Origin of the sequence: Spartinivicinus poritis (assembly GCF_028858535.1) — a bacterium.
Lineage (GTDB): Bacteria > Pseudomonadota > Gammaproteobacteria > Pseudomonadales > Zooshikellaceae > Spartinivicinus > Spartinivicinus poritis.
On record NZ_JAPMOU010000022.1, the window covers coordinates 1 to 20,101 of the forward strand.

Consider the following 20,101-nt stretch of genomic DNA (forward strand, 5'->3'; position numbering starts at 1 on the left):
CACTTGCTTTCCTTTCTGACTAATTGACAAGCGATGTATTTTGGAGGAGTTACAATCTAAAGTCACGATCTGATTAAGTTATGTCCAGATTGGTTGTATTCTCACCTTGAAAGGGCTGGTCAATAAGACCTGTTAAACCTATTAAATCTATAGATGCTATTGACTATTTAGAGTAATAACTCTAATAATGTTATCAGTGACAAGCAGTAAAAGGAATATAAATTAACGCCCTTCTTGCTGGAGAAGACCTATTATGGCCATACCTGCTGCTCAAATGAGTTCAACAACAGAGCTTAATCCTTTACTTGATCAACTTCGGGTTCTTCAGGACGGGTTTCGAAAACAGCCCATGCCAACGGCTTTGGAGCGGATTGAATGGCTTGCCAAACTAAAGCAAGTGTTACTGGGTGCTCAAGACCAATTGATTGCTGCTTTAAACGAAGACTTTGGTAACCGAGCAACACCAGAAACCATGCTGGGTGAAATCATGCCAAGCGTCCAAGGCATTAATTATGCCATGAAGCGCATCAAACGTTGGATGAAACCAAGCAAGCGTCATGTAGGGGTGCAGTTACAGCCGGCGAAAGCAAAAGTCATCTACCAGCCTCTGGGTGTTGTCGGCATTATTGTGCCTTGGAATTATCCCATTTATTTAGCCATGGGGCCTTTAACAACCGCATTGGCAGCAGGTAATCGAGCTTATTTGAAGTTTTCTGAATATACGCCAAAAACCTCCGCATTATTAGCTGAACTATTAACCAATAACTTCCCAGATGATTTAGTTGCAGTAGCCACTGGTGATGCTCAAGTGGGCATTAGTTTTTCTAAACTGCCTTTTGATCACTTGTTATTTACTGGCTCAACCCAGGTGGGGCATGCGGTCATGGCGGCAGCAGCAGAAAACCTTACCCCAGTAACACTAGAGCTGGGTGGTAAGTCGCCAGTGATTATTGATCAGGATTTTCCCATTGCTGAAGCAGCTGAACGTATTTGCTTTGGCAAAGCGTTTAATGCTGGACAAACCTGCGTAGCACCTGATTATATTTTATTACCAACGTCACAGGAAAATGACTTCATTAATGCTTTTAAAGCTTGCTTTAGCAAAATGTATAGCAGTAATCAGCAACACTACAGTTGCATTATCAATGAAAGGCAGTATCAGCGTTTACAAGGCTGGCTGGCAGATGCTACTCAGCAAGGTGCAACAGTCCATAAAATAGAAAGTGTTGCTGAGGATGCTGAGCAAGGTCACATGACAATGCATTTGGTTGCTAATACAAAACCTGGAATGAAGTTAAGACAGCAGGAAATATTTGGGCCGATTTTACCAATAGTGGGTTATGAAAATCTTGATGAAGCCATTGAACTGGTAAATTCCGGACCACGGCCATTAGCATTGTATTACTTTGGTTTAGATGAAAGCCAACAGGAAAAAGTCCTGACTCATACCCATTCAGGAGGGGTATGTATTAACGATACCATGATGCATGTGGCGGTAGATGACTTACCCTTTGGCGGGGTTGGTCACTCAGGAATGGGGCAATATCATGGTTATGAGGGGTTTTTAACATTTTCAAAAGCTAAGCCGGTGTTTAGCAAGGGTAAGTTTAATGGGGCTAAGCTGGTTTACCCTCCGTATAAACAGGCTATTTTAAAATTACTGTACCGATTTTTTGTTAGATAATTTTACAGTGGCTTGTGCCAATATCTCTGATAATAAAATATATAAATATGCCTGCTAATAAATACAATAAAAGTGGTGGTTTATCTAATCAATATCTTTCATCTAAAAAGCCTTTTATGTTGAAACGCCGTCAGCTTTTAAAGGTGGGAGTTATTGGTACGCTGGTACTCTCGAGCATGGTTGCTGTTAATCAGATTGGTGAGAATACATCTAGCCAACTACCAGATGGCTATCAGTTTTTGAATTCGGCTGACATTGTCTTCTTTAGTGCAGTTACACCTGCTATTTTAGGGCTAAATACAGCTGAATTACATGCTGATCAGGTCAAACAGGGCCTAAACTGGGAGCTTGCACAACAAAAAGCATTTCTGAAGCAGCTAGATGAAAAGCTTGCTTATTTATCACCTGCATTACAGCTTGAACTGCGAGAACTGCTAGATTTAGTGGGTTCTCCTTTGAGTCGGTGGCTTATTACAGGTATCCACAGTCGTTGGGAAAACACTTCAAAAGAAGCCATAGAAAATTTCTTACGACGCTGGCAGACCAGTCGTATTAAATTATTACGTAAAGCCCACCATGGTTTAACGCAATTATGCATTATGGCTTGGTATAGTTTGTCTGATAGCTGGCCGGCTATTGGTTATCCTGGCCCTCCTTTTCAGCAGACACTAATTACACCCCTTAATCAATTTTAAATATGGCTATACCCGATCCTATACAACAAGGCATAAAAAAAGGCTGGCAGGTGGTTAATGGATTAAAAATAACCAAGCCGTCGGTGTTTGAGGCAGATGTCGTTATCATCGGTACTGGAGCGGGAGGAGGTATTGCAGCAGAAATTCTCAGTAATGCTGGCTTAACTGTACTGATGGTTGAGGAAGGACTACTTCGGTCGTCTAATGATTTTAATATGGATGAGCATATTGCTTATGCCGAGTTATATCAGGAAGGGGGGGGACGATCGACTAAAGATGGTGCAATTACAATCATGCAGGGAAAAGCAGTGGGGGGAACCACGGTAGTTAATTGGACATCCTGTTTTCATACGCCAGATACTACCTTACAGTTTTGGCAAGATCAGTTTTCAGTGACAGGCATTACAGCAGAAACCCTGGCTCCTTGGTATCAATACATTGAAAAGCGCTTAAATATAGGTTCTTGGGATGTACCGCCAAATCCAAATAATGCGGTATTAAAAGCAGGCTGTGAAAAGCTGGGGTATCAGGTTGCTAGTATTCCTCGTAATGTTAAAGGCTGTTGGAACTTAGGCTACTGTGGTACGGGATGTCCCACCAACGCAAAGCAGTCAATGCTGGTAACGACAATTCCTACCGCATTGAACAATAATGCAACTTTATTATACGCCTCGGTAGCTCAACGTTTTAACTGGCAACAAGACCGAATTAATCATCTCATTTGTTACCCTCTCAAGCAGGCGAATGGTGTGCTAAATAAGCAAGCACCCATCACTATTAAGGCCAAGCATTATTTATTAGCAGCTGGAGCAATTGGCAGCCCTGCAATACTGTTACGCTCCAATGTACCTGATCCATACCGAAGAATTGGTCAGCGTACTTTTTTGCACCCAGTTACCATGAGTGCTGCTCAAATGTCAGAAGAAATTGCTGGTTATGCGGGAGCGCCTCAGTCTATTTATTCTGATCATTTTCAATGGCCTGATGATGATAGTATGGGCTTTAAATTAGAAGTACCACCACTTCAGCCTGTGTTGGCTTCAGTGCTAATGAAGAAAACCGGTGATGAGCTACATCAGCGCATGTTAAAACTGCCGTATACTCAAGTGCTATTGGCACTACTGAGAGATGGTTTTCACCCTGAAAGTCAAGGTGGCAGAGTGGTACTCCGGAATGATGGCAGCCCAGTATTAGACTATCCACTAACGCCTTATATTTGGCGAGCAGTTAAAAAATCGCTTTTAGTAATGGCTGAAATTCAATTTGCAGCAGGTGCAAAACAAGTGTTTCCTGCTCATATCGATTCTACCTTGACCAGTAACTGGTTGGAGGTTAAAGCGCACATTAATAACTTGGATCTTGTAACTTATAAAACCCTGCTAGGCTCTGCCCATGTCATGGGAGGCTGTGGGATGGGTGAAAAGCCCTATAATAGTGTGGTGAACAGTGAGAGTCGCTTTCATTATTTTGATAACTTATCCATTCTGGATGGTTCAGTATTCCCGACCAGTGTTGGTGCTAACCCTCAGTTATCTATTTATGCGCTAAGTGCATTACAGTCAAGTCGGTTAGCCAGTGAACTCAAAAGTTAAAAAACATCAGCTGACTTATTTATCCACAAACCACCTTGTATTTATATAATCTTCATATACCATTCGCTTTATACACCCTTCGCGAATGGCTTTTAGGGTTTGTTGTCATCATTGACCTCCAAAGATGGTGGAAATGCAGTTTATGCATGGTGGTATGGATACCACTAATTAGAGCAATGCAGGAGCAATTGCCGAGGAGCATTTAACTGCCTTCACCCCAGTCACTTATTATTATAAGCGCCTGGGACTTCATCACTTGACGGCTGCCCCTAAAAAACCTACGCACTGGGTATTTTCTTGACTTTGGATATAGCCTAACCTGTTCGGGATAAAAAGTTATTATCTGAATACAGTTATTGAAAAGCACTGAAAAAAACCGGAATTACTATCCCGGAAATATTGTTATAGGGAAAACTATGAATACCGTTGTCTACCCAGGTACATTTGATCCGATTACCAAAGGTCATACTGATTTGGTAGAGCGGGCTGCCAAACTGTTCGATCAGGTTGTAATTGCTGTAGCAGAAAGCCCAAAAAAGAAGCCGATTTTCTCCTTGGAGCGGCGAGTAAACTTAGCTAAAGAAGCAACCAGTCAGCTTAAAAATGTCGAAGTGTGTGGCTTTAATAATCTATTGGCTGACTTCGTTCAAGAGCGTCAGGCTAACGTGATATTGAGAGGGTTAAGGGCAGTATCAGATTTTGAATATGAATTTCAGCTGGCTAATATGAATCGCATTCTAGCACCCAGTGTTGAAAGTTTATTTTTAACGCCTTCAGAAAAGTACTCGTATATTTCTTCAACTTTAGTAAGAGAGATTGCTGCATTAGGAGGAGATGTTTCTAAGTTTGTTCATCCTTGTGTAGAGCAAGCATTGAAGGACTGCTTTGAGTCGCATCAGTGAAGAAGCTGTTGATTAAAACACACACAAACTGTCCGTTTTTCAGCTACACAGAAGTAGCGTACAATTAGCTTGGGGCTTGTGTCCTAGATGTTGTAACAATAGCGTTCAGCCACAATAAAATTACAATGATGTAGTGACTGGCGCCAATAACTGTGAGCTAAGCAATGGCATTACTGATTACTGATGAGTGTATAAACTGTGATGTTTGTGAGCCGGAGTGCCCAAACAGCGCTATTTCACCTGGTGAAGAGATTTACGAAATTGACCCTATGCTGTGCACCGAATGTGTGGGCCACTATGATGAGCCTCAGTGCCAGCAGGTATGTCCGGTAGACTGTATCCCTCATGATCCTGACCACCAGGAAAGTCATGATGAGCTGATGCAAAAGTATATGATAATTACTGGCCAGGCCAGTTAACGCCCATCTTTTGGCGCTAGCCATAAACCTGCAAAATTAGTCATAGATCTGCAAAGCAAAACTGCAACGATAGTTTTACGCATAAACCACAATAACGCATTCTGGCAACAGACCTTATAACCTTTTATTGGTTGCTATAAGTGTTCTGGTGCCAGGCGTTCGTGTACTGCTTAACTTGAGTGATTAAGCTTACCCGGCTTTAAATATCTTAGTCGTATACAGTGCAGCCTAAGCAGCGAACAAATGTTGCTCGAGCGGGTTGTAAAACTAGTGTCTCAGCGGCTTGACTAGCATTTTCACCAAGTAGTGAAAATGGCAAGGTAACCACATAAGCAACAGAACCCACAACAGTCATACCAAATAATAGTGGCCGGGCAATCAATGCATCTCCTACCATGGCGTAAGCCGATGGGTCTTGCTTGGTACCTACAATGGTGCGCTCTGCTTTTACATCTGCATCAATCGATTGAATCTCAGCTTGACTGGTAACAGGCATTGCTAAAAGTACAGCGGTTAATACAGTCCCCAACAACCCTGAAAGCTTTGACTTCAGCCTTTGCATAGCGTTTTCCTTATTATCAAACGGTGCTTTTACAATATAATCAACTATAACAACTCTGGGCCATCTGTCATCATTATGGCAACAATTAGGCTTATTTATTACACGCAGATGACAAAATAGGCTTTATTTATGAAGTTGACAATAATGGCCTATTATTCAACAAATTGTTTGTGAAATATGTCGTATTTTTCACTTATAACCCCATCAGTTTGGCTAAGTCTGACAGCGTTGACAGTATACAGTTGCACGCTGTCCAAGCTTAACCTCTACTAATGTCTTACCACAGATTAGACAAGCTTCGCCGCCTCGGCCATATACGGATAACTCTTGTTTAAAATAACCGGGTTTGCCATCTCCCCCAACAAAGTCTTTTAAGGTGGTGCCACCTTGATCAATGGCTGCTGCTAATACTTTTTTGATTTCAATGCCTAAACGAATATAGCGCTGTCGGGAAATACTGCCAGCTTGCCTGTCTGGTCTAATGCCTGCCTTAAATAACGCTTCATTGGCGTAAATATTCCCAACACCAACTACGACCTGGTTATCCATAATAAATTGCTTAACCGCTACAGATCGTTTTCTCGATCGCTCAAATAACAGGTTGCCATCAAACTGTGCAGTTAGTGGTTCTGGGCCAAGATGGCTCAGAAGCTGGTGTTCTTGGATAGGTGTGCTGTTATCAGCCCACAAAATGGCACCAAATTTCCTAGGGTCAGTGAAACGTAAAATTTGCCCATTACTAAATACGAAGTCAGCATGATCATGTTTGGCAGCTGGCTGGGAGGATTCAGCTATTCGCAGGCTGCCAGACATACCCAGATGAATAATCAGGGTGCCTTGGGCAAAGCCAAATAGTAAATACTTGGCTCGACGCTCTAAGTTGACTAGTTGAGAACCTGTTAGTAATTCAGGTAGCGCCTCAGGAACAGGCCAGCGGAGGCGATGCTCACGGATAATTACTTCCTTAACGCGGCTATTCAGAATGTGTGGGCTTACACCACGGCGGGTTGTTTCAACTTCTGGTAACTCTGGCATAAAAAGTATTAGGACATAATGAAATTAGAGTGTAAATCACTTGAGGTATACATAATGCGTAAAGCAGTTGCCACAAAAGATCATGAGTGCAGTAGTTTTGCGACAGCCTCTAAAGCGGGTTAGCGTAAAACAGGTGTAGCCTAGCGAGCTAAGTTGGCATAATAAAGCTTTAATCGCGGTTTTGGAATAAGGTCTCCAGTTACCATGACACATCCACTGCATCTGCTCGGTGTTGATACGGGCGGTACGTTCACTGATTTTGTCTATTTAAAGATAGCGCCGCTATCAACTATATCTGCCACTACCGGTGATCAAGTTACAGCTGACGTATTGATCCATAAAGTGCTCAGCACACCACAAGCACCTGCTCAAGCTATTTTGCAAGGTATTAGTGAAATAGGACTAAAGCCACTAGTACAGTCAGGAGATCTCTTGCTTATCCATGGTTCAACTGTGGCAACCAATGCTGCATTAGAGGGTAAGGGGGTGAAAACTCTTTACGTCACCAATGAAGGCTTTGCCGATGTGTTGACCATTGGGCGCCAGCAACGTCAGGAGCTGTATAATCTACAGCCTGACCCGATAAAGCCGCCTGTGCCAAAAGAGTTGTGTGTTGAGGTGGGGTGTCGGCTGGATGCGCAGGGTAACAATATACTGCCTTTAACAGGGATTGATATTTATAAAATTCAACAAGCTGTTGCTGAACACGAGCCTGCTGCGGTGGCAATCAATCTGTTGTTTTCATTTCTAAATGATGCAGATGAAAAGGCCCTTGAAGCTGTAATTAGTGATCGAACGTTTACTAGTCGCTCGTCATTTGTGTTACCTGAATACAGGGAGTATGAGCGTGGTATGGCAACCTGGTTGAATGCATGGCTAGGGCCGATAGTGGCTAATTACTTAAATGAGTTATGTCAGGTAACTACCCCCTGTCCAGTGACAGTGATGCAATCATCTGGAGGTACGATTGCCGCTGAACAAGCTAGCAACCGAGCCGTTAACTTATTGCTATCAGGCCCTGCGGGTGGGTTATCGGCTGCCAGTTTTATAGGTGATTTGATTGAGCAAGATAAGCTGATCACATTCGATATGGGGGGGACATCCACTGATGTAGCCTTAATTGATGGCAAGGTAAAACTCACCAATGAAGGAAAAATTGCTAACTATTCCGTGGCCGTGCCAATGGTTGATATGCACACCATCGGTGCCGGTGGAGGCTCTATTGCTTATTTAGACAGTGGCGGCATGCTGCAGGTTGGACCAGTATCTGCTGGTGCAGACCCAGGGCCAGCTTGTTATGGGCTGGGGGGGGAGAACCCAACTGTAACTGATGCCAATCTGATATTAGGCCATTTGCCTGCTGCTACCCAGCTAGGAGGCAACTTGAAGCTAGATGTGAAAGCTGCGAAGCAAGCTGTCGCTACTTTAGTTGAGGCTGCCGGGCTGGCCACAGAAGAGATAGCAAAGGGTATTATTCAGCTTGCTAATGAGCATATGGTTAATGCAATAAGGGTTATTTCAGTTCAAAAAGGCTATGACCCACAAGAATTTACCTTATGTTGTTTTGGCGGTGCAGGGGGGCTACATGTTTGTGCAGTAGCTGATGCCTTAGGAATGACTCAAGCGGTAGTGCCCGTTAATAGTGGGGTGTTATCAGCGCTAGGGATGTTAGCTGCACCTAGATCTCGGCAGTTGGTTCATACCTATCGAAAGCCTTTTAGCCAGTTAACAGAGAAAGAGGTACATCAAGCCTTTTGCCGCTTAAAGCATAATGGTATTGCTGAGCTGATGGCAGAAGGCCTGTTGGAGTCAGAGTTAACACTCAATGCTGAGGTAGAAATGCGCTATTTGGGGCAGTCCTTTACTTTAGCAATACCTTGTAATTGGCAGCAGCCTGACTTGAGTGCTATGAGCGATGCATTTCACTTAGCACATCAGGTCCATTATGGGCACCAAATGGCGTCTGAAGTTGAGCTGGTTAATCTGCGCTTGGCCTTAAAAGCCCCCAACGTGGCTATCGAATTACCAGAAATAGATATTAAACCGTTAACTGAAGCTGGCTTTTGTCATGTGCACGGGGTTGCTGGCAAGGTACCTGTTTACCAGCGAGTAGAGCTCGGCCAAGGTATAATTATTCAAGGCCCTGCTATTGTTTGTGAGCAGGTGGCAACAACCTACCTTGCTCCTGGTTGGCAAGCAGAGGTGGATCGATTTGGTAACTTGCAGCTTAATTGCCAAAATAATTAAAACAGCTATTTAGTGTCTAAAAGTTTCTGTCAAGAAAACAATTACTTGTGTTTTTACTAACCTGAATAATAAACCGATCAACCAAACTGGCTAAAAAGGATTGTTTTCAGGCGGGGTGTAAACAAAGAAAATTTATGTGATAGTACTGATAGATATTAAAAAATTTGGAGAGGAAGTGGATATTGGTGGAATGATACTTGCTGTTCTCTTCAAATTTTGACTACATCAAAAGCTATGTAACATCAAAAAATATGTAGCACATAAAAACTATGTAGTCTCAAAAACAGTGTAACAACAAGGTCGTTATTACTTATACCCACCCCTTACGGGTGTTAAATAGAAATTGGATAAGAATAAATTGAGGATGCTTCAGGTATCCTTTTAGTAAAGTTAGAGGATATTGCTCATGTGGTATAACGGACTGCTTCAACTGTCCATTGGCGAACTTATTTTAGCTGTCTTATTGCTAACCCACCTTACTATTATCAGTGTCACTATCTATCTCCATCGTTACAGTGCTCATAACGCTTTGGAATTACATCCAGTCTTGCAGCATATATTTCGTGCTTGGCTATGGTTAACCACAGGTATGACAACAAAAGCCTGGACTGCTATTCACCGAAAACATCATGCCAAATGTGAAACTGAGGAGGATCCCCATAGTCCGGTAATAAAAGGAATTAAAAAAGTATTCTGGCAGGGGGCGGAACTTTATCGTGAAGAAGCTGAAAATGAAGAAACCTTAGAGCGTTATGGCCAGCGTACGCCAAATGATTGGATAGAAAACAATGTCTATAGCCGATTCCCCAGTTTAGGAGTGAGCTTATTGTTAATAGTTGATTTGCTGATGTTTGGTATTATCGGTTTAACTGTTTGGGCTATCCAGATGATTTGGATTCCATTTTTTGCGGCGGGCGTTATAAACGGTCTTGGTCATCATACTGGTTATCGTAATTTTGAGTGTAAAGATGCTGCTCGAAACATTTGCCCTTGGGGGATTTTAATTGGAGGTGAGGAGCTCCATAACAATCATCATACATTTCCAAACTCACCTAAGTTGTCGGCTAAACCCTGGGAGTTTGATATTGGGTGGCTATATATCAAAATTTTATGCTTTTTAAAACTGGCTGATGTGAAGCATAAAAAACCAGTTAGCTATACCGACAATAAGAAAAAGCATATTGATACAGAAACTATTATGGCTGTTATTAATAATCGCTTTCAAATTATGGTGCACTATCGTAAGCAAGTAATAAGCCCTATTATTAAGATTGAGAAGTCATTAGCGAAGAACAAAAAATTATTTAGAAGGGCACATAAACTGCTTGCTCGTGAAGCTAGTTTAGTTAAACCTGCTCATCAAGAACGTATTACACACCTCTTAGAGCATAGCCACATATTAAAAACAATTTACGAAAAACGCATTGCATTACAGTCAATTTGGCAGAACACCTTTAAAGATAAGCATGAACGAGTTGAAGCATTGAAAGACTGGTGTCAGCAAGCAGAAACCAGTGGTATCAAAGCGCTTGCTGATTTTGCGGCATTATTACGAAGCTACCGTTTAGCTAGCCCAGTATCCAATTAACCAACCCTTCAGCCAGGATATTTCATCAGATATTAAAGATTCTGGGTACCCTGGCTAAACATTTTGCTTTAGCTTCCTCAAGCCTTGTGGCTCTAAGACTTGAGGAAAGTGGAGCAAAATATAACACCAGCAAGACCAGAAATTTGAGAAACGGGCTTCTTAGCGATATATAACTAATTGGTTGAAGTGCATCAATAGCCGGCTATTGTTCAGTCGAATAGTAACCATATCTCCTTGTAATGATTCAATTACTCCCTGCACTTTACCGATTGATGGTAGTAAGATAAAAACTGGCTGAGCAGTTTCGGCCAGTTCTGCTACCAAGGCATGCCAAGTACTTATATGGACAACACTGCTGTTATGCTGTTGAGTTGCTAATCCATGCATGGTTTATTCCCCCATTAATGCACTATGGAAAAGTGTCAAAATTAAATGGCTGGTATCACAGGTTATCACTATTGTTGTGGGTGTAAGATTAGGAAGTAGTTCCCCCTTACTTCCTGATGGTGCAGCCTTAATTTGCAGAGTGCACCACTGCTGTAGCATAGTCTGGATACATTAGACCACAGAAATTATGTATCTAGGCTAGCGGCTTTCTCATTTGAGTAAATAGTCATTTAGGCTAATAAATACAAGTTTTTTTGGTACTGTTGTGTAAAAAAAATTATTTGTGTGCTCTTATCCTAAATACTTTGTTAGCAAGCCAAACTGGCTGTCATAGCCTGCTATAGGTATTTTTACCTGGTGCCCAGAGCCTGGCGCTACATCGCGCTTTTCGCCATTTTTCGCTTCAATATGATTTAGTACAAATGTTTGATTGCCTTGGGGTGACATTAACTCTAATTTATCGCCGATTTGAAAACGGTTTTTCACATTAACCGTGATCATTTGACCATCGCTATCGACAATTTCCCCCACAAACTGTTGCTTTTCGCTAATCGAATTTCCACGCTCATACATTTGATATTCGTCGTGCACATGGCGGCGATAAAAACCTTCTGTATAGCCTCGGCTAGCTAGGTTTTCTAAGGTATCCATTAGTTCCATATTAAACGCTTTTCCTGCCACAGTATCATCAATGGCTTGACGATAAACCTGAGCAGTGCGAGCAACATAGTAGTGAGACTTAGTGCGACCTTCAATTTTTAAAGAATGGACGCCCATTTCAACAAAACGCGGCACATGTTGTACAGCTCGTAAATCTTTAGAATTCATAATATAGGTGCCGTGCTCATCTTCAAATGCAGGCATATATTGCTCAGGTCGTCCTTGTTCTTGAAGTAAGACAATTTGGTCAGAGGGTTTTCCACTGCCTAATTGAGGTTCAACGTTGGCTGGGTCTATTTCTTGTACGGGCACAACATTGCCTTCAGCAGTTTCTTTGGCTTCATGAGCATCGTACTTCCAGCGGCAGGCATTTGTGCAAGTGCCTTGGTTGGGGTCGCGATGGTTCATATAACCTGAGAGCAAGCAGCGGCCAGAATAAGCAATACAAAGAGCACCATGAACAAATACTTCTAACTCCATACTTGGGCATTTTTCACGAATTTCAGCTACCTCATCCAGAGATAATTCACGTGACAGAATAATCCGACTAACTCCCTGTCTGGCCCAAAACTCAACTGCTGCATAGTTTACAACATTAGCTTGTACTGAAAGGTGAACTTCTGTTTCTGGCCAACGATCTTTTATCAGCATAATTAAGCCAGGGTCTGACATAATTAAGGCATCGGGCTGCATTTCAATAACGGGCTCAATATCACGCAAATAGGTTTTAACCTTGCTGTTATGAGGGGCAATATTACTAGCTAGGTAAAACTTCTTGCCCTGTTGGTGGGCAATATCTATGCCTTTGGCTAAGTTTTTAAGATCAAAATCGTTATTGCGAACCCGTAAGCTGTAGCGCGGCTGTCCTGCATATACAGCGTCTGCACCATAAGCAAATGCATATTGCATATTGTTCAAAGTACCAGCTGGGGATAAAAGTTCAGGTGCCTTGACCATGGCTACTGCCTCTGAAAAAAGTAAACTTGAAAAACAAAAGGCTGAATTTTAGCTCAAGATAAATGTTGAGTACTGACCTATAACAAAAAAACCCGCTTTCGCGGGTTTTTTGCACACTGACAAAACAACAAGAATCTTACTTGATTTTTGCTTCTTTGTAGATAACGTGTTTACGAACAACAGGGTCGTACTTTTTCATCTCCAGCTTGTCTGGAGTGCTACGCTTGTTTTTATCAGTGGTGTAGAAGTGACCAGTACCTGCACTGGAAACCATTCTAATTTTATCACGCATGATAGTTGCTCCTTACACTTTTTCGCCACGAGAACGAAGATCTGCCAATACGCTATCGATGCCTTTCTTGTCGATGATGCGCATGCCTTTAGCAGAAACCCGCAATTTAACAAACCGCTTTTCAGACTCTACCCAAAAGCGATGGTGGTGTAAGTTAGGCAAAAAACGACGACGCGTTTTATTGTGTGCGTGAGATACATTGTTACCGGTAACTGGACGCTTTCCAGTGACCTGACAAACCTTAGACATTTGCTCAGCCTCTGCGCTTGATTAAGTTCCAACTAGTGCCACGAGGAGGCTTGTGTTTTGCCACAGTGTGCAAGCAGCACCCCCCTTAAAGAGCAGTGCTTTATACCAGAACAGCACTCTCTAGGCAAGAAAATTGGCTAATTTTTGAGTTGAGTTTGCTTTTAAATGTAGCCTAACTCAGCGAGTGATACGACTTTGTTGTCCCCGATAACCAAGTGGTCAATTACACTGACTTCGATCAGCTCCAGCGCTTCTTTTAAATTGGTAGTAATTTCAACATCTGCTTGGCTGGGCTCAGCAGAACCGCTAGGGTGGTTGTGAGCCAGGATGATATGTCTGGCTCCTGCTACTAGAGCTGCTTTTGCAACTTCCCGGGGATAAATGGCAGCGCTGCTAATAGTACCAAAAAACAGCTCCTTAAACTCAATAACCTGGTTTTGGCTGTTGAGCATTAAGGCACCAAAGACTTCTCGTTGATAAGGCTGTAAACAGGCTTTGATAAAATTTTTGGCTGTATCACTGCTGTTGAGCAAGGGCTTTTGGCTCATTGACTGCCAGAAGTAGCGCCTTGCCATTTCTAATACGGCTTGTAATTGGACATATTTTGCGGCTCCCATTCCTTTGATAGAACAAAACTGACTTTGGTTAGCTTCCAGCAGTGGATTAAGGCCGCCAAACTGGCTGATCATTTCTCTAGCCAAGTCAACAGCTGATTTCCCTGGTATTCCTGTACGTAAAAATATGGCTAATAATTCTGCATCCGATAGATGTTTTGGGCCATGAGTGAGTAGTTTTTCCCGAGGTTGCTCAGACTTATCCCAGTTGGTAATGGCCATAATTAAACACTGCTCCTTGTTACGACTCACTTCGAAAAAACTGGCAACAATGGTATCTTAAGCCAACTTTAAAAGACGGCAGATAATCACAAGCTGAACACATATTAGCCATGACATTAGCAACCTTAAGCAACAAACGCATTATTGTTGGTATCGCTGGCGGTATAGCCGCTTACAAAACTGCTGAATTGGTCCGGCGTCTCAAAGAGCAGGGAGCTGAAGTCAGGGTAGTGATGACGAAGGCTGCTCAGTCTTTTATTACTCCTTTGACGCTACAGGCTGTCTCTGCCAACCCTGTCCACCTAGATTTGCTCGACCCAGCAGCTGAGGCTGCAATGGGGCATATTGAGCTGGCCCGTTGGGCAGACTTAATTTTAATTGCCCCAGCTACTGCTGATGTGATGGCCAGGCTGGCGGTTGGACAGGGGAATGACCTGCTAACGACTTTATGCCTGGCAACAGAGGCGCCCATTTGTCTGGCTCCAGCAATGAACCAGGCCATGTGGCGAGATGCCATTACTCAACATAATGTCACGGTGCTGCATGAGCGTGGCATGCAGTGCTTTGGCCCTGCTGATGGTGAGCAGGCCTGTGGTGATGTTGGTCCGGGGCGGATGCTAGAGCCTATGCAGTTGGCTGAATGTTGTGCTGAACAATTTCAGTCAGAAAAACTAACAGGCAAGCATGTGGTGATTACTGCAGGCCCCACTCGGGAGGCGATAGACCCTGTACGCTATATCAGCAATCACAGCTCTGGCAAAATGGGGTTTGCTTTGGCAGAGGCTGCTGTGGCTGCTGGGGCTAAGGTGACACTAATAGCTGGGCCTGTGACTCTGGCCACTCCTGATCGAGTCAATCGAGTGGATGTCAGTAGTGCAATGGATATGTATCAAGCTACTCATCAGTTAATAGCTGAAACGGATATTTTTATTGCTTGTGCGGCAGTTGCTGACTATCGACCAGAACAAGTGGCTGACCAAAAATTAAAAAAAGACCCAGCTGTTACTGAAGATGAAATGATCATTCGATTGGTGCGTAATCCTGATATTGTGGCCTCTGTTGCCAGCCAGCCTAATAAACCATTTGTCGTGGGCTTTGCTGCTGAAACCCAGGATGTTATCAATTATGCGAAAGACAAGTTAGCGCGTAAAAATCTTGATTTGATTATTGCCAACAATGTAGCTGATACGACAGTAGGCTTTAATAGCGATGAAAATGCTGTCACTGTCATTAGTCATGAGGTTGAAGAAGCCTTTCCGCCAATGGCTAAAACGCTACTGGCCAGAAAACTGATTGACCTTATTAGTTCCGCTGTAGATAACCAACACTAGAAACCTATCATGAAACAAAAGTTACAAGCTAAAATACTCAATCCTAAGTTAGGCAACGAAATTCCTCTTCCTCATTATGCTACAGATGGTTCTGCGGGGATGGATTTGCGTGCTTGTATTGATGAATCTTTAATAGTTGAACCAGGCCAAACAATGCTGATTCCTACAGGTTTGGCTATTTATGTTGAGGACCCCAGTTTTGCAGCTATGATTTTGCCCAGGTCTGGGCTTGGGCATAAACATGGCATTGTGTTAGGTAATTTAGTTGGCTTGATAGACTCTGATTATCAGGGAGAACTAATGATTTCCTGCTGGAATCGGGGTAATAGTACTTTTACTATCCAGCCAGGTGAGCGGATAGCACAACTGATACTAGTGCCTGTGGTGCAGGCTGAGTTTGAGCTGGTCGATGAGTTTCAAACTACCAGTAGAGGAGCGGGTGGCTTTGGCCATTCAGGCACTCACTAAATAACATCTGCAATAACCACGTTTATACTAAAGGTTTAGTCTTTCTCAAAGATTACGGTTAAGAAAGACACCTGTTGTATAGCCAGTATATTAAGCAAGCATAGTTTAAAGATCCTAGTAGTAGCTGCCTCTGCTATAACAAATGAAATAAGAGATGATTTCGTAGAGTCGTTGTTTTTTAAAGGCAGCTATTGGGGACTTTGATTTTTTTAGCCAAAGCGTAGGGCATACCACCTTTAAGTCTGGAGAGACATAGTGGGGATCATATGGCAAAACTAGCCAAAAAGAAAAAACAATCAGTGGCTAATAATGCAAGTGAAGGGAAGTCAAATATCAGTCAAAAAAGCTCCACTAAGTTTGCTTTTCTTGCAGGAGCAATTAGCTTGGCAGCTACTCTGATTAGTTTGCTTGTGGTGTATGTTGGTTTTATTCAGCAGGGTAATAATAGCTATCAAGAGAACATTGCTAATGAACAACTACAGCAATACCAGTCATTAACTAATAGCTATATGGCTCAGCTAGCCCAACAGTTATCGGCTGTCGGGCGGTTACCAGAGCTTATTGAAAAAGCGCAACAAAAAGATCTCGCAGGGCTAAATGAGCTGGCTCATAAACTGTCAAAAATAATACCTGGAGGCATTCAGCTTAATTATCGCGTCAGCGGTAGTAGTGATCTCAATGACAGTGGTGCATTGCCTTTAAATTTTGCTGCTCGTGATTTGGCTAATAAGGCAGAATCTGGCAAGGATGTGTTTCCAGAGTTTCATCAATTACAGCAGAGGCCTGTTATCTTTCATGCTGCTGCAATCAAAAGGGGTAATCAAGTCCTAGGCTCGATTGTTGCTGTGATTGATAAACGCGCTTTGGAAGCAGCTTTATTAAAAGACAAACAAGCACCTAAAGGGCAAATTAAACTGTTACAAAGTTTTAGAGGAGTAGCAACAGAAATAACTACCCTTGGTCAGTCTGCCGGTGGAGAGATGTTTACTTTAAAAACAAACAACCCATTATGGCAACTTGAGTTTCAACCTGGTCAAGCTATTGCTGATAGTTTGCCTAACTCATTACTCGTGTTAATTTTAGCTTCACTAATTAGTGTCTTAGGTATTGTTGGGGCAACATTTGTTGTACAAAAACAGCAGGGTGTTGCTGAGCAAACAGATACAAGTACTTTATTGGAGTATATTGAAGCTTTACTAAAGCGTCCTAGTACACCTGATGCTGCTTTTAGACTAGAACTATTTTCCAATCTCGCGATTAGTCTTAAGAACTTATTACAGTCTCATATCGGCAAGGTGAAACCTGAAGAGTCTGTTCATACGACAACTGAGGAGACGACAGTTGGCACTGAGCAAACTCAAGAAAGTGAAGGGACAATCGCTGATTTTGACTTCACCAACCCACTTTTTCAACATGGTACCCTGGATATTGAGATGATTGATGAAGAACAAGCGGAAGAAGTAGTAAATGGCAACTCTGATACTGTTGATGTGCCTGCAAGTATCTTTCGTGCATATGATATTAGAGGGGTAGTGGGTGACACACTTTCTCTGGAAACCGCGGAGCTAATTGGTCGAGCTATAGGCAGTGAAGCTAAAGCGGCTAATGAAAACTGTGTCATGGTAGGAGCTGATGGTCGATTATCTTCCCCAGAAATCAGTGAGCAGCTGATAAAGGGTATTCTTGCTACTGGGGTAGATGTAATTAACGTTGGCATGGTACCAACCCCGTTGCTGTATTTTGCTACCCATATTATTGATGATAGTAATACCGGGGTGATGGTGACAGGTAGTCATAATCCATCCAACTATAATGGCTTTAAAATAGTAATTGGCGGAAAAACACTGGCCAATGAAGAAATTCAGCGGCTTTATCAGCGAATTATCAACAATGACTTCAGTTCTGGCCAAGGGCAGCGCCAAACCATTGATATTATTGAAAGCTACATCGAACGGGTGCGGGACGACATTGGTATTGCTCGGCCGCTCAAAGTTGTTGTGGATTGTGGTAATGGTGTGGCAGGAGAAATAGCCCCCAGATTATTAGAAGAATTAGGGTGTGAGGTGGTAGCGCTGTATTGTGATGTGGATGGTAATTTCCCTAACCATCACCCAGACCCAGGTAAACCAGAGAACCTAAAAGATCTTATTGCGATGGTGAAAGAAATCGGGGCTGACTTAGGCCTGGCTTTTGATGGCGATGGTGATCGTGTAGGTGTGGTTACCGAAACAGGTAAAGTTATTTACCCTGACCGGTTAATGATGCTATTTGCTAAGGATGTGGTATCCCGTAACCCAGGTGCTGATGTTATTTTTGACGTGAAATGCACTCGTAAACTTACCAGTCTAATTAGTGGTTATGGTGGTCGTCCTATTATGTGGAAAACAGGCCACTCATTAATAAAAGCCAAAATGAAAGAAACGGGTGCTTTGCTTGCTGGTGAAATGAGTGGTCATATTTTCTTTAAAGAGCGCTGGTATGGTTTCGATGATGGTATTTATAGTGCCGCACGTTTATTGGAAATTATCAGTACTGACAATCGTTCGCTGGAGGCTATTTTTAGCTCATTTCCAGAAGGCGTCAGCACGCCAGAAATCAACATTGAAGTGACTGATGACAGCAAGTTTGAAATAGTAAAAAAATTGGCTGAAGAAGGTAATTTTGGCAAAGGAACCATTACTGATATAGATGGTGTGCGAGTAGACTTTCAAGCAGGGTGGGGGCTAGTCAGAGCATCAAATACAACACCTATGTTGGTGTTGCGCTTTGAGGCTGATACTCAGGAGCTATTGAGGAAAATTCAGGCTTTATTTAAAAAACAATTATTATCTGTAGCGCCACAGATTGATATTCCATTTTAACTACGTTTACTTCAAGGCTTGTTTGGGGTGCTCGAAAGAAGTTAGTTCATCAAGCCCTAACCTGGATATCCACGACAGGTAGGGTTTGCTGTTGAAAAGGTATTCAGTGGGATCGACAAAATGCTAATAATTATCTTATAGTGTTTTTTAAATGGTCTAAAAGCGCACTTTTTAGCCATTTACGACAAATAATTGAATCTATTTCACATTGCAAGCTTGTAACAAATCACATGCTGCGATAAGTTAGCACAAGAGCGCCTCAGTGTTTTTGAGCTTTTTTATCCAGCTCTTGTTAAGAGGTGTACAAGACGTGTTGTGCAGTTTTATCAGGTTGGAATTATGACGCTGACACATGATAGTGCAGCCCAATTTACGCGAGTTCTTACTGAATCGCTGCCCTATTTGCAAAAGTTTTCAGACAAGACCATTGTTATCAAATACGGTGGAAATGCGATGGAAAATGAGCAGCTGCAAAGGGGGTTTGCGCGTGGTATTGTGCTGATGAAACAGGTAGGTATCAACCCAGTGGTTGTTCATGGGGGTGGCCCACAAATTGGTGAGCTGCTGACCAAGTTGAATATTCCAACCCGTTTTGTTCAAGGCATGCGAGTGACTGACAGCCAAACCATGGATGTTGTGGAAATGGTTCTGGGGGGGTTGGTCAATAAGCAAATTGTCAATTTAATTAACCATCAAGGTGGTAAAGCAGTTGGCTTAACGGGTAAAGATGGACAAACGATACGTGCCCAAAAATTAAATGTTAGCAGTCAGTCACCTGAAATCAACACATCTGAAATCATTGATATTGGCCATGTTGGGGAAGTCAGCACAATTAAGACTGACCTGATTGATACGCTGATAGCCAGTGATTATATTCCGGTGATTGCTCCAATTGGCGTTGATGAAGAGGGAGTTTCCTACAACATTAATGCAGATTTGGTAGCCGGGAAAATTGCCGAAGTGCTAAACGCCGAAAAGTTAATGTTATTAACCAATGTTGCTGGCTTGCTGGATAAGCAAGGGCAGCTACTGACGCAGCTCAGCACGGAAGACGTCGACTACTTGATCGCCGACGGGACAATTCATGGGGGGATGCTGCCAAAAGTTCGCTGTGCATTAAGTGCAGTAAAACATGGCGTCAAAAGCGCTCATATAGTTGACGGGCGTCAAACCCATGCGGTGTTATTAGAAATTTTTTCTAATGAAGGGGTTGGTACCCTGATCAACTGATTTAATAGGCTAGTGTAAATTGCATTAGCCTTTAATTGGCTAGCAACTATCAGGATTGCCTTGTAGTCAGGGATAGTGGATAGTAAGACACCTCACCATGAAAAAC

Annotated in this window: 18 protein-coding genes; 11 read left to right on the plus strand and 7 right to left on the minus strand. The window is 42.6% G+C overall.

Annotated elements, in window-relative coordinates:
- Positions 1 to 253 precede the first annotated feature (253 nt).
- The 5 genes from ORQ98_RS16430 to ORQ98_RS16450 all read left to right on the plus strand — a co-directional run bounded on the left by ORQ98_RS16430 (position 254) and on the right by ORQ98_RS16450 (position 5,292).
- Positions 254 to 1,684, plus strand: a complete 1,431-nt coding sequence (locus tag ORQ98_RS16430; RefSeq protein ID WP_274689894.1) for a coniferyl aldehyde dehydrogenase — start codon at positions 254 to 256, stop codon at positions 1,682 to 1,684.
- A 47-nt stretch (positions 1,685 to 1,731) separates the two neighbouring features.
- Entirely contained in the window at positions 1,732 to 2,379 is a 648-nt protein-coding gene (locus tag ORQ98_RS16435) for a hypothetical protein (protein ID WP_274689895.1), read from the plus strand.
- Positions 2,380 to 2,381: 2 nt separating this feature from the next.
- The gene (locus ORQ98_RS16440) at positions 2,382 to 3,971 is read left to right on the plus strand and encodes a GMC family oxidoreductase (protein WP_274689896.1); all 1,590 of its coding nucleotides are present in this window, start codon (positions 2,382 to 2,384) and stop codon (positions 3,969 to 3,971) included.
- A gap of 416 nt (positions 3,972 to 4,387) precedes the next feature.
- Positions 4,388 to 4,873 (plus strand): pantetheine-phosphate adenylyltransferase, encoded by a 486-nt coding sequence (gene coaD, locus ORQ98_RS16445; RefSeq protein WP_274689897.1) that lies wholly within the window; start codon positions 4,388 to 4,390, stop codon positions 4,871 to 4,873.
- Positions 4,874 to 5,037: 164 nt separating this feature from the next.
- Entirely contained in the window at positions 5,038 to 5,292 is a 255-nt protein-coding gene (locus tag ORQ98_RS16450; protein WP_163831195.1) for a YfhL family 4Fe-4S dicluster ferredoxin, read from the plus strand.
- Between the two features lie 208 nt (positions 5,293 to 5,500).
- On the opposite strand, the gene ORQ98_RS16455 is transcribed toward ORQ98_RS16450, so the two are convergent.
- Positions 5,501 to 5,854: a hypothetical protein gene (locus ORQ98_RS16455; RefSeq protein WP_274689898.1), complete on the minus strand. Its 354-nt coding sequence runs from the start codon at positions 5,852 to 5,854 to the stop codon at positions 5,501 to 5,503.
- A 213-nt stretch (positions 5,855 to 6,067) separates the two neighbouring features.
- Positions 6,068 to 6,889 carry a bifunctional DNA-formamidopyrimidine glycosylase/DNA-(apurinic or apyrimidinic site) lyase gene (mutM, locus tag ORQ98_RS16460; RefSeq protein WP_274689899.1) on the minus strand — a complete coding sequence of 274 codons (822 nt, stop codon included), beginning with the start codon at positions 6,887 to 6,889 and terminating at the stop codon, positions 6,068 to 6,070.
- A 204-nt stretch (positions 6,890 to 7,093) separates the two neighbouring features.
- Between mutM and ORQ98_RS16465 the strand changes: the two genes are divergently transcribed.
- Together ORQ98_RS16465 and ORQ98_RS16470 are read left to right on the plus strand one after the other, a co-directional pair.
- Positions 7,094 to 9,136 carry a hydantoinase/oxoprolinase family protein gene (locus ORQ98_RS16465; protein WP_274689900.1) on the plus strand — a complete coding sequence of 681 codons (2,043 nt, stop codon included), beginning with the start codon at positions 7,094 to 7,096 and terminating at the stop codon, positions 9,134 to 9,136.
- A gap of 406 nt (positions 9,137 to 9,542) precedes the next feature.
- Complete coding sequence (locus tag ORQ98_RS16470) at positions 9,543 to 10,724, plus strand: DesA family fatty acid desaturase (RefSeq protein WP_274689901.1); 1,182 nt, start codon at positions 9,543 to 9,545, stop codon at positions 10,722 to 10,724.
- A 159-nt stretch (positions 10,725 to 10,883) separates the two neighbouring features.
- Here the strand turns inward: ORQ98_RS16470 and ORQ98_RS16475 are convergent, their stop codons facing one another.
- The 5 genes from ORQ98_RS16475 to radC all read right to left on the minus strand — a co-directional run bounded on the left by ORQ98_RS16475 (position 10,884) and on the right by radC (position 14,105).
- Positions 10,884 to 11,111, minus strand: coding sequence for a hypothetical protein (locus ORQ98_RS16475; RefSeq protein ID WP_274689902.1), 228 nt, complete (start codon positions 11,109 to 11,111; stop codon positions 10,884 to 10,886).
- 291 nt (positions 11,112 to 11,402) lie between these two features.
- Positions 11,403 to 12,728: a prephenate-dependent tRNA uridine(34) hydroxylase TrhP gene (gene trhP, locus ORQ98_RS16480; protein ID WP_274689903.1), complete on the minus strand. Its 1,326-nt coding sequence runs from the start codon at positions 12,726 to 12,728 to the stop codon at positions 11,403 to 11,405.
- A gap of 136 nt (positions 12,729 to 12,864) precedes the next feature.
- Positions 12,865 to 13,020 (minus strand): 50S ribosomal protein L33, encoded by a 156-nt coding sequence (gene rpmG / locus ORQ98_RS16485; protein ID WP_180569973.1) that lies wholly within the window; start codon positions 13,018 to 13,020, stop codon positions 12,865 to 12,867.
- 12 nt (positions 13,021 to 13,032) lie between these two features.
- A complete protein-coding gene (gene rpmB, locus ORQ98_RS16490) occupies positions 13,033 to 13,269 on the minus strand; it encodes a 50S ribosomal protein L28 (RefSeq protein ID WP_180569972.1) in 237 nt (78 codons plus the stop codon).
- Positions 13,270 to 13,430: 161 nt separating this feature from the next.
- Positions 13,431 to 14,105: a RadC family protein gene (radC, locus tag ORQ98_RS16495; protein ID WP_274689978.1), complete on the minus strand. Its 675-nt coding sequence runs from the start codon at positions 14,103 to 14,105 to the stop codon at positions 13,431 to 13,433.
- Between the two features lie 110 nt (positions 14,106 to 14,215).
- On the opposite strand from radC, the gene coaBC reads away from it, so the two are divergent.
- The 4 genes from coaBC (at position 14,216) to argB (ending at position 19,995) form a co-directional block, all read left to right on the plus strand.
- The gene (coaBC, locus tag ORQ98_RS16500) at positions 14,216 to 15,436 is read left to right on the plus strand and encodes a bifunctional phosphopantothenoylcysteine decarboxylase/phosphopantothenate--cysteine ligase CoaBC (RefSeq protein ID WP_274689904.1); all 1,221 of its coding nucleotides are present in this window, start codon (positions 14,216 to 14,218) and stop codon (positions 15,434 to 15,436) included.
- A gap of 9 nt (positions 15,437 to 15,445) precedes the next feature.
- Positions 15,446 to 15,904 carry a dUTP diphosphatase gene (dut, locus tag ORQ98_RS16505; protein ID WP_274689905.1) on the plus strand — a complete coding sequence of 153 codons (459 nt, stop codon included), beginning with the start codon at positions 15,446 to 15,448 and terminating at the stop codon, positions 15,902 to 15,904.
- 266 nt (positions 15,905 to 16,170) lie between these two features.
- Complete coding sequence (locus ORQ98_RS29525; RefSeq protein WP_342455210.1) at positions 16,171 to 18,765, plus strand: phosphomannomutase/phosphoglucomutase; 2,595 nt, start codon at positions 16,171 to 16,173, stop codon at positions 18,763 to 18,765.
- Positions 18,766 to 19,104: 339 nt separating this feature from the next.
- Complete coding sequence (argB, locus tag ORQ98_RS16515) at positions 19,105 to 19,995, plus strand: acetylglutamate kinase (protein ID WP_274689906.1); 891 nt, start codon at positions 19,105 to 19,107, stop codon at positions 19,993 to 19,995.
- Positions 19,996 to 20,101 lie beyond the last annotated feature (106 nt).

Excerpts from the sequence above, each read along its gene's own strand:
- ORQ98_RS16440 (WP_274689896.1), top strand. The coding sequence starts at position 2,382 with ATGGCTATACCCGATCCTATACAACAAGGCATAAAAAAAGGCTGGCAG.
- dut (WP_274689905.1), top strand. The coding sequence starts at position 15,446 with ATGAAACAAAAGTTACAAGCTAAAATACTCAATCCTAAGTTAGGCAAC.
- ORQ98_RS29525 (WP_342455210.1), top strand. The coding sequence starts at position 16,171 with ATGGCAAAACTAGCCAAAAAGAAAAAACAATCAGTGGCTAATAATGCA.
- ORQ98_RS16465 (WP_274689900.1), top strand. The coding sequence starts at position 7,094 with ATGACACATCCACTGCATCTGCTCGGTGTTGATACGGGCGGTACGTTC.
- rpmB (WP_180569972.1), bottom strand. The coding sequence starts at position 13,269 with ATGTCTAAGGTTTGTCAGGTCACTGGAAAGCGTCCAGTTACCGGTAAC.
- radC (WP_274689978.1), bottom strand. The coding sequence starts at position 14,105 with ATGGCCATTACCAACTGGGATAAGTCTGAGCAACCTCGGGAAAAACTA.
- ORQ98_RS16475 (WP_274689902.1), bottom strand. The coding sequence starts at position 11,111 with ATGCATGGATTAGCAACTCAACAGCATAACAGCAGTGTTGTCCATATA.
- coaD (WP_274689897.1), top strand. The coding sequence starts at position 4,388 with ATGAATACCGTTGTCTACCCAGGTACATTTGATCCGATTACCAAAGGT.
- rpmG (WP_180569973.1), bottom strand. The coding sequence starts at position 13,020 with ATGCGTGATAAAATTAGAATGGTTTCCAGTGCAGGTACTGGTCACTTC.
- ORQ98_RS16470 (WP_274689901.1), top strand. The coding sequence starts at position 9,543 with ATGTGGTATAACGGACTGCTTCAACTGTCCATTGGCGAACTTATTTTA.
- coaBC (WP_274689904.1), top strand. The coding sequence starts at position 14,216 with ATGACATTAGCAACCTTAAGCAACAAACGCATTATTGTTGGTATCGCT.
- ORQ98_RS16430 (WP_274689894.1), top strand. The coding sequence starts at position 254 with ATGGCCATACCTGCTGCTCAAATGAGTTCAACAACAGAGCTTAATCCT.
- ORQ98_RS16450 (WP_163831195.1), top strand. The coding sequence starts at position 5,038 with ATGGCATTACTGATTACTGATGAGTGTATAAACTGTGATGTTTGTGAG.
- ORQ98_RS16455 (WP_274689898.1), bottom strand. The coding sequence starts at position 5,854 with ATGCAAAGGCTGAAGTCAAAGCTTTCAGGGTTGTTGGGGACTGTATTA.
- ORQ98_RS16435 (WP_274689895.1), top strand. The coding sequence starts at position 1,732 with ATGCCTGCTAATAAATACAATAAAAGTGGTGGTTTATCTAATCAATAT.
- mutM (WP_274689899.1), bottom strand. The coding sequence starts at position 6,889 with ATGCCAGAGTTACCAGAAGTTGAAACAACCCGCCGTGGTGTAAGCCCA.
- trhP (WP_274689903.1), bottom strand. The coding sequence starts at position 12,728 with ATGGTCAAGGCACCTGAACTTTTATCCCCAGCTGGTACTTTGAACAAT.
- argB (WP_274689906.1), top strand. The coding sequence starts at position 19,105 with ATGACGCTGACACATGATAGTGCAGCCCAATTTACGCGAGTTCTTACT.